Genomic DNA, 12,905 nt, shown 5'->3' on the forward strand with positions numbered 1-12,905 from the left:
GCGTCCCGGCTCAACGCGACGGCAGCGTGGCCCGGAGCCGGCCCTTGTCGAACACCCAGAGTGTTCCGGGCTCGCCAAACGTCCAGGCCTCGTTGTTCGTCAGCGGCACGGTGCTGACGACGGCCACGCGGTCCTTCGGCGTGGTCACCTCGGAGAAGTCGATGGTGACGTCGTCGTCCGAGAGGCGGGCGAAGCCGAAGGGCGCCTTGCGGATGATGTAGCAGAGCTTGGTCGCGCAGCGCGCGTACAGCTGCTCGCCGTCGCCGAGCAGGAAGTTGAAGCTGCCCTTCCGTCCCAAGCGCCCGGCCACCTGCGCGATGGCCTCTTCCAGCTCGCTGGTCCGCTTCGGGTAGTCGCGGAAGCTCGCGCGCAACGCCTCGAGCAGGAAGCAGTATGCGTGCTCGCTGTCCGTCGAGCCGATGGGGCGAAAGCGCCCGAGCTTCAGCTTGCGTGCGCCGCGCACCGTGCCGTTGTGCGCGAACACCCAGTGCCGGCCCCACAGCTCGCGCACGAACGGATGGGTGTTGGCCAGCGTGACCGGCCCGCGCGTCTTCTTGCGGATGTGCCCGATGGCGAGCAGCGTCTTGATGGGGTTGTCGCTGACGAAGCGCGCCAGCGGGCTCGAGGCCGCCGCCGTCGGCTCCAGGAACACCCGCGCCGCCTTGCCTTCGTACAGCGCCAGGCCCCAGCCGTCCGCGTGATGCGCCGTGCGACCGCCGCGCTGCCTGAGGCCCGAGAACGAGAACACGATGTCCGTCGGGACGTTGCACTCCATGCCCAGGAGCTCGCACATGCGCGAGCAGAGGATAGCAAGACCCGCGTCAGAACAGCGAGCAGTTCGGCAACGCACCGTCGGCGGGACATGCGGGCAGCGCCGCGCCGCGAGCGGCCGCGGTGGCCCAGTCGACGGCGAAGCCGGTGGAGTTGAGCACCAGGCTCTGGTGGTCTTCGCCCGGGTACACGCACTCCACCGGCGCCGCGCCGTCCTTGACCAGCCGGCCGAAGAAGCACGAGGCCTGGGCGGGCTTCAGCTCGGTGTCCGCGTCGCCCGCCAGGTACAGGATCGGGACGCTCGGATCGACGTGGGGATCGTTCTCCTTGGCGCGCTGGGCCCACTTGCCCGGCAGACCCGCACACTTGCCGTTGTCGGCGCAGTCGAGCACGCTGGTCCGGAAATCCGGGTCGAGGAACTCGCCCGCGGTTGCCGCTGGGACGTACCCGGCGGCCGCGTTGTCGAGGGCGGGGACGAGCTCCTGAAAGCACAGCGTCCCCGTCTTCTCCGTCATGTACGTGCGGATGCTCGGGTGAAACGCCGCGCCGGATTGGCTCTCGTCTTCGGTGATGTTCGCGAGGTCGGCGTACAGCATGGTGGCCACCGCGCCGCGCAAGCCCGTCATGCTGACCGAGGTCAACCGAAAGGCTTCGACGAAGCTCAGGTAGGCCCACACCCCCGCGAAGCTGACGATGGCGCCCACCTTCACGTCGGGGGTCTCGTTCGAGTAGGCCGCCGCAGCGAGCGCCGCCCCGCCTCCCTGACTGTGTCCGAAGAAGATGGCTTGCTCGGAGACACGGTCCGAGCCAACCAGTCGCCGGAGCGCGCGCGCCGAGTCCAGCACGGAGCGCCCGGTGTCCGGGAAGTTGCCGTACCCCTGGACTCCGGCCGTTCCGAGCCCGGCGTAGTCCGGCGCGATGACCGGAAGCCCGGCGGCTGCCCAGGAGACGACGAGCGAGTCGAGGTAGGGGTGATCCACGGCGTGCGACGGAGCGCAGGCATCGGCGAGGCCCGTCGTTCCATGCGCGCCGACGACCGCCGGCAGCAGGCCGCCACGGGGCTTTTCCGGTAGGTACACCAACGCGGAGCCGACCCCTGGTTCGCCCTTGTCGCGCTCCGTTCGGTACGTGATCAGGAAGCGGCGCACGCCAGTCACCACGTCGATCTCCGGCATCGCCTGAAGCCGGGTCGCCACCTCGGCCGCGTCGAGCGCAGCGAGCTCCGCGCACCCGAGGAGATCGCCACGATCACCGGCGGTCACTGGCGTGCCCCACACCGAGTCCGGCGTGTCGGTGCAAGCCAAGCTGGTCTCGAACGGCTTGGCCGGCGCGGCGTCGCCTCCGTCGTCGCTGGAACAGCCGAAGGACCCGAGCGCCAGCAGCGAGCAGAACCCGACCAACGACCCCTGAACGCGTCCACCCATGCCCCGAAAGTAGGTCAGATGGCCGCCTCGAGTCATCACCCAATGAAGAGCTCTCCCACGTTGACGCGCGACCGAGCCGCGCCGACTCTGGGATCTCATGGCCAGAGTCGCCTATCGCATCGAGACGACACGCCTCGTGCTCCGCGCCTACAGCCCTTCGGATGCGGCGCTCCGAAAGGAAGCGCTCGACTCGAGCCTCGCCCACCTCGCGGCGTCGAGCCGGCGACCGCGCGTCGCGGAGCCGCTCGATGCCCACCTCGAGCACGCGCGCAGATGCCGGGGCCAGTTCGACCTGGACCAGGACCAGATCTTCGCGCTCTTCGACACGAAGGAGCGGCGCCTGCTCGGCGAGGTCGGGCTGCTCACCCGAGCCGGTCCGGGCGCCCGGGAGCTCGGATACTGGATCCGCGCCGAAGACACCCGGAAAGGCCTCATGACCGAGGCCGTGCGCGCCGTGGTCCGCGTCGCCTTCGACGTCCTCGGGGTCGAGCGCCTGGACATTCGCTGCGGCGTGGACAACGCCGCCTCCGCAGGAGTCGCGCAGAAGACGGGCTTCGTGCTCGAGGGCACGCTGCGACACCGGAAGAACCACCCCGACGAAGTCGCGTCGGACGATCTCGCGTTCAGCATGCTTCGCGACGACTTCGAGCGGAGCGCAGCTGCACACGCCCCGCTGCGGGTCTTCGACGTGATCGGGGCGCTGATCGACCTGGGAGGGAAACCATGCGCAGCGCCTTCTTCGTCCTGATCGTGGGCGGAGCGCTCTCCCTGGCCCTTGGGATCCGAACCTGGGTGTTCACCGGGCGCGGCTCGGGCTTCGAAGGGTGTGCTCCGGGCTTCCGCCTGCGCCTCCACGTTCAGCTGCTGCTGTCCGTGGCGCTCATCGCCGCGGGCGCCTACGGTCTCAGCCTGCGGTGAGCGCGGCGGAGAGCTTCAACATCGTGGGAAACGACAGCGCCTCGCTCTCCTCGGCGGGCGGGCGTCGCCGGCGTTGCCGCACGACCACGAGCTTCGCCTCCGGGAAGATCGCCAAGCGCTGTCCGAGCGAGCCGTCGGCGTAGAAACCGATGGGCTGGTCGGGGCGCTCGCGCGTGAGCTTGCCTCCACCGGCCACGAAGCTCGACAGCTCCTCGCGCTCGGGCGCCGAGAGGCGCGCGCCGGCCTCCAGCCAGAACGCCTCTGCGGAGCCGTGCTGCTTGCCCGCGAGCGGACCGAGCTCGACGCCCTCGACCCTGACCGCGGGGTCGAGCTCGTACACCACGCGCGCGTAGCGGATCCACCAGAGCAGGCCGTAGTACGGGCTCTTGTCGCTCGGGGCGTGGAGCTTCGCGATGCCTTCCTTGCTGATCACCTGGCGACCCTGAAGGCTGCCCTGATCGAGCAAGAGCTGGCCGATCCGAGCGAGGTCCCGCGCCTGGAGCGCGAGCCCGTAGTACGTCTGCACGTTGTCGCCGCCGTCTTTGTCCCACTGCCAGCCGCGGATCCCGAGCGGCCGGAACAGCGCCTCGTCCAGGTAGGCGTCGATGGACTTGCCCGCGGCCTTCTCGACCACCACGCTGAGCAGCTGCGTGGCCTCGTTGTTGTACGAGAACACCGCGCCGGGCTCGTCCACCGCCCGAGCGCGGCGCGCGAAAGCCGTGCGGTCCTTCTGCGCGTTCAGAGCCTTGGCGTCCTTGCCGTGCGCGAGCCCCGAGGTCTGCGTGAGCAGGTGGCGCACGGTGACCGCGCTGCGTTTGTCCTTGGCGAATTCTGGGATGAAGCTCGCGACCGGCTCGTCGAGGGAGCGCAGCTTGCCACTCTCGAGCAGCATCGTCACCGCGAGCGCCGTGATGCTCTTGGTGATGCTCATCGTCTCGATGGGACCGCGCCTCTGGCCGAAGTAGCGCTCCGCGACCACCTGCCCGTCCTTCAGCACGATCAGCGCGTCGCTCTTGGTGCGCTCCGCCTCCGCCAGGAGCTCGTCGAGCGCTCTGCCGTCGAGCCCGAGCGCGAAGGCGTCGCCGCGCGAGAAGAAGCCGGCCTCCGCCAGGCCGTCGTCGAAGAGCATCGCGCTGGGCTTCTGGCGCGGAGGTTTCGGCGTGGGCGCGGGCAGCGGCTGCGCGACCGGCGCGCCGCTCGAGGCAGCCGCCGCCACGGGCGCTGCCGCGGAGGGGCAGGCCGGCACCGGCGGGCACTGCGGGACCGGACGCGTGCAAGCGATCGCGACGCTCGCGAAGAGCCACGCCCAGCGTGCCATCACCAGCCCATGAGCTTCTGGAGCTCCGCGCCGAGCGCGGCGCCCATCGAGGCGTGCGTCTTCAGACTGGGGTGCCAGTCACACCCCCAGCCGTCCTGGGTGAAGCTGAGCGTGACGGCGCCGACCTTGGCGTCACCCGCCGTCTTGCGCGCGGCCACGGCCTTCTCGATGTAGGTCTTGGCGGTGGTCAGATCGCTGCCGGAGAGCAGCGTGGGGATCAGCGCCACGAGCTGGGCGTTCGGGTACTTCGTGCGCAAGTGCGTCAAGAAAGCCTGGTACGCGCCGGTGAACTCGGCGTCACTCGGGTCGCCGTCGGTGGAGAAGTCGTTGGTGCCCAGGTTGATCACCACCACGTCCGGCTGCCAAGAAAAGTCCCAGGTGCTGCTCGCATTCGTGGGGATGGCGCGATCATAGACGGCCGGCAGCGGGTCTTTCTTGTCGTCGCCGTAGTTGTAGATCACGCCCTTGCCGGACCAGGCCACGGTCACCAAATCGGCGCCGAGATCCCGGGCCGCGATGGCGCCGTAGGTCAGGTAGTGGTTCTCGGTGTCGGCGCTGAAGTTGCAGTTCTGGTCCGCGCCTTCGTTGCCGTAGCCGCAGCTGATCGAGTCGCCGATGACCTCGATCTTGCGCTTGGCCTCCGCGGGCGGCGCGAGCAGCGCGCCGGCGCCGAGATCGACGCCGTAGAAGCGCGTCGGACCGAACGATGCCTCGGTGCGCCGGAACAGCCAGACCTCGTGCTCGCCGGCCGCCAGCCCCTGAGCCACCGGGTACTTCTTCAGCCCACTGGACGTGGCGAGCGTCGGCTGCACCTGTCCGTCCACCAGCACGGTGAAGAACTGCGCGGGGTCGTCCATCTCGACGGACGCCTCCGTACCGGAGAACCGGAACGCCACGCCGCTGCCGGACCACGCGAAGTGCGTCTGGCCCGCCTGACTCTCGTCCGTGCGGCCGATGAAGCGCAGCGCGGGCACTCCCGGGGTGCCGCCCGCGCCGGCGCTGCCGCCGCCGCCGCTCGAGCCGCCGTTGCCGCCCGCGCCACCGTTGCCGCCCGCACCGCTGCTGCCGCTCACGCCACCACCGCCGCCGCCGCTCGCGGCGCCAGAACCTCCCGTCCCGCCGCTACCGCCACCGCCGCCATCGTCCGACGACCCGCAGGCAAAGAGGAAGAGACCGAGCAACATCGACCCGAGGACCCCGAAGCGCATGGGCGGCATGGTCGCAGAGCCCGCGCGGAGGTCAACGCGGACGATTCTCGCTGCCCAGGCCCGTGGTGATGAAGAGCGCCGTCGCCTCGGCGCTCACGTCGGCGGTGTGCCAGACCCCGGCCGGGTTCACCACCGCGTGGTGCGGCTCCAAGGCGACCGTTCGCACCGCTCCTTCGACCTCTTGATGGAGCACGATGCGGCCCGCCAGGCACACCACCAGCTCGTCGCCCGAGGGGTGCATCTCCCAGGTGTCCCACGGCTCGCTGAAGCTGTGGATGGTCACGAGCCGCCCCTCCGCGCCGTCGCCCGAGGTTCGCGCGCCGTACAGGTCGTACCAGCTCGCTCCGACGAGCTCGGGCTGGCGCAGCACCGTGGCGCCGAGCCCGAGGTGAACGGGAAACCTGGAGAGATCGAAGGCCGCGTCGCTCGCCATGGTCCCGAGCTTGGCACGAGTGCTCGACCCAGCGCGAGCGCCAGGCAGAGACCCGCGTCGACCGCCAGACGAAGCGAGCGCTGCGCTCGCTCGGAGACCGGGAGCTCGGCGGCAAGCCATCAACTGGCGACGCCAACGTGGCCGATCGCCAGGCGATCGCTTGCGTTCACCCCGAGGCCCCTTCGGGTCGAGGAGGAGGCGGCGGCAAGGGTACGGCAGGCTGCTCGGGCGGCGGTCGCGGCGGTGGCTGAGTCGGCGCGCGCGTCGGTGGGGAAGGAGGCGCCGCCCCCTTCCGCCGCTCGACGCGCTGCACGGGCTGCTCGTCGACGAGCACCTTCACCTCGCCCAGCTCATCGAGGTTGCCTTCGAGGTGCGCGACGCCGTCTGCGCTGGTGTCCCCAGTCAGCTCTCCGCGCTCGCTGCGGACGGCGACGCGAACGCCGGCTGCCGGCTTCCGGCCACACGCGACCGTGCCCTCGTCGACCTCCCTCTCCTCGGCGCCCACCGGGGTCTCCGTGGTGCCGGCACGACCCGCGACCACGGCCAAGACTCCCGCGCCGCTGAGAATCGCGAGGCCGGCAACGCCCTGCACCTGCGAAGCGTCGCCGCCCCGCGAACGGAGCGCGAGCACGCCCAGCCCGATGAGGGCCCCCGACGCAATGTAGCCCACGGCCGTCCCGCTCTTTTCGCGCTTGAGCACCGTGCGCTCACGCACCGTCGTCACCCGCTGGCAGGTGCGGACGATGGACACCTCCGCCCGGGTGCCGTTGTCGTCGGTCGCCAGCACGACGCTCACCGACGGCGAACCGCGGGGCACCTCTCGGGAGCCGCTCGACACGGTCGTCTTGTGGACGGTCTGAGTCTCCGTCCAGCATCCGGTCACCAGTGACCCGCTCACCAGCAGCGCCAACGCGCTCGTCAGTCCGTGGCTCACCTCTGCTTCAATGACAGAGGCGGGCCACGTGCACCATGAGCAGGTTTTTCACCACCGCTGGAGGGCTCCCTGAGCTCTGTCTCCGCGGCCGAGAGGGAGCTCGCGATCACGGAGTCTGCGTTTGTCCTCAGTGCCCGTGGCCGTCGTCCGGACCGTGGCCCATGCCCGGCGGCATGCCCATGCCCGGCGGCATTCCCATGCCCGGCGGCATTCCCATGCCCGGCATGTCCGGCGGCTCCGCGCCGGCATCGCCCTTCTTCGGATCGGGCTTCTGGAACTTGTCGAGCTTGCCGGTGGCCCAGTCCGCCGCCCAGGAGCCCACGCTGATGGTCTCGCTCGAGCCCTCCACCTTGGCCCACTTGCTCGAGCCCTCGGCGCTCTTGCCGATGTGGAGCGTCCGCTTCGCGCCGTCCTCCAGCGTGAAGGTGATGGTCGCGCTCGGCTTGTCGAGGCCGGTGTCCGCGTCCGTCTTGCCCTCGGCGAAGTTGTCGGCGTTCAGGCCCTTGTAGGCGCGGATGGCGTCCTTGACCTTGGCGTCGTCGAAGCGCTCGATGGCCTTGGCAGCCGGATCCTTCGCGCCCTTGAACTTCCCGGTCCACTTCGCATCCTTCGCACCGGCGTCGCCCTCGGCCTTGCTGCCGCCCGCCACCGCGAAGCTGAAGGTGCCGTTCTCGTTCGTGATGTCGACGGCCTTGACCTTCTCTTCGTCGAACTTGAACACCGTGCGGTCGCGCCAGTCCTTGAGCTCGCGATCGTAGAGGAAGCTCGAGTAGCCCTTGATCGAGTAGACGCCGTCGCGGCCGGCGACGCGGGTCATCTGCCCGCGCGAGCCGCTGTCGCCGAACCAGAGCTCGGTGACCTTGTCGGCGCCCTTGAAGAAGGTCGCGTGCAAGGCCTTGCCGTCGGCCACGCCGAACTTGTCGTAGGCGGCGGCCGAAGGGTCGATCTCTTCGCTGATCTTCAGCGTCTTCAGGTTGCCGAGCAGGCTGGTCACGTTGGTCTGGTTCGCCGCCGCGGTGACCGGAGCGGAGACCTCCCAGTTTTCGCCCTTCTTGACCAGCGTCACCTCCACGCCCTTGCCGGCGTCCCCGGGCGGCTTCGAGAGCACGATCTTGTCGATGCCCTTGGTCTGCTCCTCGCTGATCTCGAGCTTCGGCAGCTCGGCCTTGCGGCCTTCGGCCGTGTAGCTCTGAGCCTCTTCCTTCTGCTTCTTGTTCTGCATGTAGACTGCCCCGCCGAGCACGGCGAGCACACCTACGGCGATCATCAGCTTGTTTTCGGTACTGAGAGCCATGGGTCGGACCTTCTAGAGTTTCCTCTGCGCGCGCTTGCCTTCGCGGTAGCGCCACCTGCCGATTCCGAACAGGGCGAACAGCACGGGCACGCCCAGGGTGAGCGACCACTGCACCTTCTGCTGTACCGCCTTTCGCCCGGTGCGGTACTCCTCGTCCTTCTTCTTGATCGCCGCCTCGTCGTCCTCGGCCGCGATCTTCGGCTTGGCGATGCTCGAGTAGGTGAGGTTCGGCTCGGACAGGAGCTTCGCGCTCGCCGCCAGGAGATCCGCGTCACCGCTGATCCAGTCGAGCGTGTTCTTCACGCTCAGGATGGTGCCGGTCAGGTAGTCGCGGGCGTAGGGCTGCGCGATCATCTGCAGCTGCTGGTCGCCGCCGATGGCGCCCATCATCGCGAACTGACCGCCCAGGTCAGGACCGTTGCCGGCGTAGGCGAAGGGGTTGGTCAAGAACAGGCCCGACGCCACGAGCAACACGCGCGACGGCTCCGGGGAGCGATCCGGGACCTGGAGCTCGCCCGGTCCGAAGGCGCTCTTCAACTTGCCCTCGGCCACGGCGGCGACGATGTGCTGGCTGTAGGGGGGCTTGGGCGCCCACTCCGCGCGCAGCTTCATGTCCACGTTCTCGCCGGTGACCACGCTGGCCGCCGGCGTGGTGCGCGCCACGGCGTAGAGCTTGACGTCCTCGGGCTGCGCGTCGCGCTTCAGCTCGATGCTGGACGGAAACGGCAGCGCCACCTGATCCATGCGGAAGAAGCCCGCGAAGCCGGTGTCGAGCAGCTTCTCGTCGCCCTCGAAGCGCGGGTCGTTGATCACGTGCGCGATGCCGGGGTGGCGGATCGAGCTGACCGAGCCGGTCGCCGTCATCACGCCCAGGCGAAACTGCGCGCCGAAGTCGAGCACGGCGTTCTTCTGCACGTTGAAGCCGTAGCCCACGAGCAGCTTGTCGAGGCCGTGCCACGACAGGGTGGCCTCCATCTTGGGGTCCTGCGGCTTCAGCGTGACCGCCGAGGCGTAGACCACCAAGGCCTTGTTGCCGCGCATCAGGAACTGGTCGACGCGGCGCAGCTCCTTCTCGGTGTACTCCTTGCGCGGCTGCGTGATGATGATGCCGTCGAACCCCGCGTCGATCTCGGTCTCGCCGTCCTTCAGATCGACCGTCTCCAGGTCGTAGAACGGGAAGGCCTGCTCCAGGATGCTCTGGATGCTGGGCGCAGCGCCCTTGCCCTGCCGCGGCACCAGGTTCGGATCCGTCATCTTGAGCTCGTCCTTGCCCGTGATGACGCCGACCTTGTGCTTGATGTTCTCCGCCTTGTCGCGGACCTCGCGGATCTTGTTGGTGATCCAGAACTCCAGGCCCTCGGCGCGGTTCGGCGCCAGCTGCGGGATGACGCCCTTCTCGCTGCCGTACTTGAAGACCAGGCCCATGTAGCCCTGGGCAATGCTGGCCTGATCGTCACCCGTGGCGCTGGTCTCGCCGAACGCCATCTCTTGCAGGCCGGCTTCCTTGGCTGCCTCGCGTTGCTCGTCGGTCTTGGCCTCGACCAGCGTGAACTTGAACTTGCCCTTGCCGGCGCGCTCGTACTCCTTGAGCAGGTCGGTGAGGTCCCGCACGAAGGCGTCCACTTGGGCCAGCCCCTTGGTGACGTAGGCCTCAACCTGGATCGGGCTGTTCAAGTTCGAGACCAGCCGGCCGCTGCCCTCGCTCAGGGTGTAGCGCTTGGTGTGCGTGCGATCCCAGCGCTTGTTCATGCCCACGCTGAGCACGTTGGCCGCGATCGCGATGGCGAGCAGCACTACGAGGTAGAGCCCGGTCTGGGCAGCAGCTTTGCGCTTCTGGTCTTGCGTCGCCATGTCACGCCCACTTGCGGCGCTCGAGCGCCCGGAAAGCGACCACCAGCGCGATGATGGTGACCGACAGGAAGAAAACCACGTCGCGGGTGTCGATGAGACCGCGGTTGAAGCCCTGGAGCCGCGACTGGAAGCTCACGTAAGCGAGCACCGAGCCCAAGGTCCCCGGCTGCGTCTCGGCTACGGTGCCCAGGAACCAGAGCACCACCAGCACGAAGAAGGTGATGAAGAAAGCGACCGATTGGCTCTCGGTCAGAGCGCTGATCAAGAGGCCGATGGCCGTGGCCGCGGCGCTGAACAGGATCAAGCCCAGGTACCCCGTGAAGATCGGCCCGTAGTCGAGGGAGCCGAGCACCCACGGGAACTTGAACATGGCCAACGGGTAGGCGAGGGTCGCCAGCACCAGCACCAGCACCAGGCCCAAGGCGCCGAAGTACTTGCCCAGGACCACGTCGCTGTCCTTCACGGGCAGGGTGATCAGCATCTCCAGCGTGCCGCTGCGCTTCTCCTCGGCGATCAGCCGCATCGTCACCACGGGCACCACCAGGCACGACAGGCCGAACGGCACGTAGTCGAACATGGTCTGAAGGCTCGCGCGATCGACCTGCCAGAAGCCGCCGCGGTACATGAAGAACATCAGGCCGAGCGCGAGAAAGCTCAGGCAGATGACCACGTACGCGAGCGGCGAATCGAAGTTGGAGCGGAACTCCCGCCGGGCAATCGTCACCATGGCTCCCATGGCTACTTCTTCTTCCTCTCCGAGGGCTCTTCCTCGTCGTCTTCGTCTTCGTCTTCGTCGTCCTCGTCGGACTCTTCTTCCTCGGAGTCGTCCTCGTCGGACTCTTCTTCCTCGGAGTCGTCCTCGTCGGACTCTTCTTCCTCGGACTCTTCTTCCTCGGACTCTTCTTCCTCGGAGTCGTCCTCGTCGGACTCGTCCTCGTCCTCGTCCTCCCAGTCGCCGCCGCGGTCGAGCCTCTCGTCCCCACGGGTGAGGTCGCGGAAGACCGCGTCCAGGCTCTGCGCGTCGCGCCGGAGCTCCAGCAGGGTCCAGTTCTTGGCCACCACCAGCCGAAAGATCTCGGCGCGCAAGTCCGAGTCCTGAGCGCCGGAGAGCTCGAACTTGTGGGCCGTCTCGTCGGTCGGAAGCTCGCGGATGGCGCTGGCGCCGTCCAGACGTCCGAGCGCCTCCTCGATCTCGATGGCCTTCGGCGGCTTGTTGCCGGCCTCCGCCCGGGTCTCGTCCACGGTCAGGATGTAGCGGACACGGCCGGTCTTGGCGCGGATGTCGTCGAGCGGGCCGTCCGCCACGACGCGCCCCTTGCTCACGATGATGGCGCGGGCGCAGGCCTCCTCGACCTCGCCCAAGTTGTGGGTGCTGAGGAGAATCGTGCGGTCCTTGCCGATCTCCTTGATGTACTTCAGCACCTCCGCCTTCTCGTTCGGATCCAAGTCGCTGGTGGGCTCGTCCAGGATCAGGATCGGCGGGTCGTGGATCAGCGCCTGACCCAACCCGACGCGCTGCCGGTAGCCGTGGGACAGCGTGGAGATGGTCTTGCCAAGCGACTGCCCCAGGCCGCACACCTCCACCACCTTCTTCAGGCGGTTCTTGAACGTGCCCTCGTCGAGCCCGCGGATCTGCGCCGCGAACTGCAGGTACTCGTACACGTTCATGTCCGTGTAGAGCGGCGCGCGCTGCGGCAGGTAGCCGAGGGTCTGCCGCACCGCCAGCGGGTCGTCGAACACGTCGTGCCCGTGGACCTTGGCGGTGCCCGTGGTCGGCGAGATGTAGCAGGTCAGAATGCGCATCGTCGTGGACTTGCCGGCCCCGTTCGGACCCAGAAAGCCCACTACCTCGCCACGCCGGACCTCGAAGCTCACCTTGTCGAGGGCGCGGGTGCTCCCGAAGCGCTTCGAGAGCGCGTTCGCAGAGATCATCACGTCGGTTGTCATCCGAGCTCCAAAAAGCGAGGGGGGTCACCCCCTCTAGGGAAAGAGACGCCGAGACTCGGCTGGCTTTCCGGCCGGCTCGGGCCGCGGCATCCTAGCGACGGCGCGATCCAAGTCAACAAGCCGGAAGAGCCCATCCGAGCAGGGCAAAAACCGCTGGGAACGCTGGGTATTCCCGGATTGCTCGCCGGGGGAGGCTGGGGCGGTGGGGCCGGACCTCGGGCTATACTCGCCCCCATGGGCGATCCCGCACCGCGTCGCGCCACCTACGAGGATGTGCTCAGTGCACCGCCCGACAAGGTGGCCGAGATCGTGGCGGGAACTCTGCGCTTGAGCCCGCGTCCCGCTGGCCCGCACACCGCAGCGGCGAGCGCGCTCGGCGAGGAGCTCGGCCCTCCTTTCAAACGCGGGCGCGGAGGCCCCGGCGGCTGGATCATCCTCGACGAACCGGAGCTCCACCTTTCGGGCGACATCTTGGTCCCGGACCTCGGAGGCTGGAGACGTGCGCGGCTGCCGGCGGTGCCGAACCGACCGTACTTCAACCTCGCACCAGACTGGGCCTGTGAAGTTCTGTCTCCCTCGAGTGAGAAGATGGACCGCGCAGACAAGCTGCCCATCTACGCGCGAGAGGCGGTGGGCCACGTCTGGCTCGTCAACCCACTCGAGCACACGCTGGAGTGCCTGCGGCTCGAGGCCAGTCGGTACAGCATCGTCGGGGTCTGGCGCGACGACGCCCGCGTTCGAGCCGAGCCCTTCGACGCGTTCGAGCTCGACCTGGCAGTCCTCTGGGCGGACGTACAGCTCGAGTGA

At 68.6% G+C, this 12,905-nt stretch carries 13 protein-coding genes; 3 read left to right on the top strand and 10 right to left on the bottom strand.

Annotated elements, in window-relative coordinates; genetic code table 11:
- Positions 1 to 10 precede the first annotated feature (10 nt).
- Together HS104_18000 and HS104_18005 are read right to left on the bottom strand one after the other, a co-directional pair.
- Complete coding sequence (locus HS104_18000; GenBank protein ID MBE7481858.1) at positions 11 to 793, bottom strand: class II glutamine amidotransferase; 783 nt, start codon at positions 791 to 793, stop codon at positions 11 to 13.
- A gap of 28 nt (positions 794 to 821) precedes the next feature.
- Positions 822 to 2,195, bottom strand: a complete 1,374-nt coding sequence (locus tag HS104_18005; protein ID MBE7481859.1) for an alpha/beta hydrolase — start codon at positions 2,193 to 2,195, stop codon at positions 822 to 824.
- A gap of 97 nt (positions 2,196 to 2,292) precedes the next feature.
- Between HS104_18005 and HS104_18010 the strand changes: the two genes are divergently transcribed.
- A complete protein-coding gene (locus HS104_18010; protein MBE7481860.1) occupies positions 2,293 to 2,943 on the top strand; it encodes a GNAT family N-acetyltransferase in 651 nt (216 codons plus the stop codon).
- Positions 2,919 to 3,113 (top strand): hypothetical protein, encoded by a 195-nt coding sequence (locus HS104_18015; protein MBE7481861.1) that lies wholly within the window; start codon positions 2,919 to 2,921, stop codon positions 3,111 to 3,113. Before HS104_18010 ends, HS104_18015 begins: the two co-directional genes overlap by 25 nt.
- Here HS104_18015 and HS104_18020 read toward each other — a convergent pair.
- The 8 genes from HS104_18020 to HS104_18055 all read right to left on the bottom strand — a co-directional run bounded on the left by HS104_18020 (position 3,100) and on the right by HS104_18055 (position 12,083).
- Entirely contained in the window at positions 3,100 to 4,431 is a 1,332-nt protein-coding gene (locus HS104_18020; protein MBE7481862.1) for a serine hydrolase, read from the bottom strand. The genes HS104_18015 and HS104_18020 overlap by 14 nt on opposite strands.
- Positions 4,431 to 5,639, bottom strand: coding sequence for an SGNH/GDSL hydrolase family protein (locus HS104_18025; protein MBE7481863.1), 1,209 nt, complete (start codon positions 5,637 to 5,639; stop codon positions 4,431 to 4,433). The genes HS104_18020 and HS104_18025 overlap by 1 nt, the downstream gene beginning before the upstream one ends.
- A gap of 31 nt (positions 5,640 to 5,670) precedes the next feature.
- A complete protein-coding gene (locus HS104_18030) occupies positions 5,671 to 6,072 on the bottom strand; it encodes a cupin (GenBank protein MBE7481864.1) in 402 nt (133 codons plus the stop codon).
- Positions 6,073 to 6,238: 166 nt separating this feature from the next.
- The gene (locus HS104_18035) at positions 6,239 to 7,006 is read right to left on the bottom strand and encodes a hypothetical protein (protein MBE7481865.1); all 768 of its coding nucleotides are present in this window, start codon (positions 7,004 to 7,006) and stop codon (positions 6,239 to 6,241) included.
- Between the two features lie 127 nt (positions 7,007 to 7,133).
- Positions 7,134 to 8,300, bottom strand: coding sequence for a DUF4340 domain-containing protein (locus HS104_18040; GenBank protein ID MBE7481866.1), 1,167 nt, complete (start codon positions 8,298 to 8,300; stop codon positions 7,134 to 7,136).
- A gap of 12 nt (positions 8,301 to 8,312) precedes the next feature.
- Positions 8,313 to 10,151 (bottom strand): GldG family protein, encoded by a 1,839-nt coding sequence (locus tag HS104_18045; protein MBE7481867.1) that lies wholly within the window; start codon positions 10,149 to 10,151, stop codon positions 8,313 to 8,315.
- A gap of 1 nt (position 10,152) precedes the next feature.
- On the bottom strand, positions 10,153 to 10,887 hold the full coding sequence (locus HS104_18050) for an ABC transporter permease (protein MBE7481868.1): 735 nt from the start codon (positions 10,885 to 10,887) through the stop codon (positions 10,153 to 10,155).
- Between the two features lie 2 nt (positions 10,888 to 10,889).
- Positions 10,890 to 12,083 (bottom strand): ATP-binding cassette domain-containing protein, encoded by a 1,194-nt coding sequence (locus HS104_18055; protein MBE7481869.1) that lies wholly within the window; start codon positions 12,081 to 12,083, stop codon positions 10,890 to 10,892.
- 249 nt (positions 12,084 to 12,332) lie between these two features.
- On the opposite strand from HS104_18055, the gene HS104_18060 reads away from it, so the two are divergent.
- Positions 12,333 to 12,905, top strand: a complete 573-nt coding sequence (locus HS104_18060) for a Uma2 family endonuclease (GenBank protein MBE7481870.1) — start codon at positions 12,333 to 12,335, stop codon at positions 12,903 to 12,905.

It is taken from the genome of Polyangiaceae bacterium (assembly GCA_015075635.1).
Taxonomy (GTDB): Bacteria; Myxococcota_A; Polyangia; order Polyangiales; family Polyangiaceae; genus JADJKB01.

Excerpts from the sequence above, each read along its gene's own strand:
- HS104_18050 (MBE7481868.1), bottom strand. The coding sequence starts at position 10,887 with ATGGGAGCCATGGTGACGATTGCCCGGCGGGAGTTCCGCTCCAACTTC.
- HS104_18020 (MBE7481862.1), bottom strand. The coding sequence starts at position 4,431 with ATGGCACGCTGGGCGTGGCTCTTCGCGAGCGTCGCGATCGCTTGCACG.
- HS104_18010 (MBE7481860.1), top strand. The coding sequence starts at position 2,293 with ATGGCCAGAGTCGCCTATCGCATCGAGACGACACGCCTCGTGCTCCGC.
- HS104_18000 (MBE7481858.1), bottom strand. The coding sequence starts at position 793 with ATGTGCGAGCTCCTGGGCATGGAGTGCAACGTCCCGACGGACATCGTG.
- HS104_18055 (MBE7481869.1), bottom strand. The coding sequence starts at position 12,083 with ATGATCTCTGCGAACGCGCTCTCGAAGCGCTTCGGGAGCACCCGCGCC.
- HS104_18060 (MBE7481870.1), top strand. The coding sequence starts at position 12,333 with ATGGGCGATCCCGCACCGCGTCGCGCCACCTACGAGGATGTGCTCAGT.
- HS104_18045 (MBE7481867.1), bottom strand. The coding sequence starts at position 10,151 with ATGGCGACGCAAGACCAGAAGCGCAAAGCTGCTGCCCAGACCGGGCTC.
- HS104_18025 (MBE7481863.1), bottom strand. The coding sequence starts at position 5,639 with ATGCGCTTCGGGGTCCTCGGGTCGATGTTGCTCGGTCTCTTCCTCTTT.
- HS104_18005 (MBE7481859.1), bottom strand. The coding sequence starts at position 2,195 with ATGGGTGGACGCGTTCAGGGGTCGTTGGTCGGGTTCTGCTCGCTGCTG.
- HS104_18015 (MBE7481861.1), top strand. The coding sequence starts at position 2,919 with ATGCGCAGCGCCTTCTTCGTCCTGATCGTGGGCGGAGCGCTCTCCCTG.
- HS104_18030 (MBE7481864.1), bottom strand. The coding sequence starts at position 6,072 with ATGGCGAGCGACGCGGCCTTCGATCTCTCCAGGTTTCCCGTTCACCTC.
- HS104_18040 (MBE7481866.1), bottom strand. The coding sequence starts at position 8,300 with ATGGCTCTCAGTACCGAAAACAAGCTGATGATCGCCGTAGGTGTGCTC.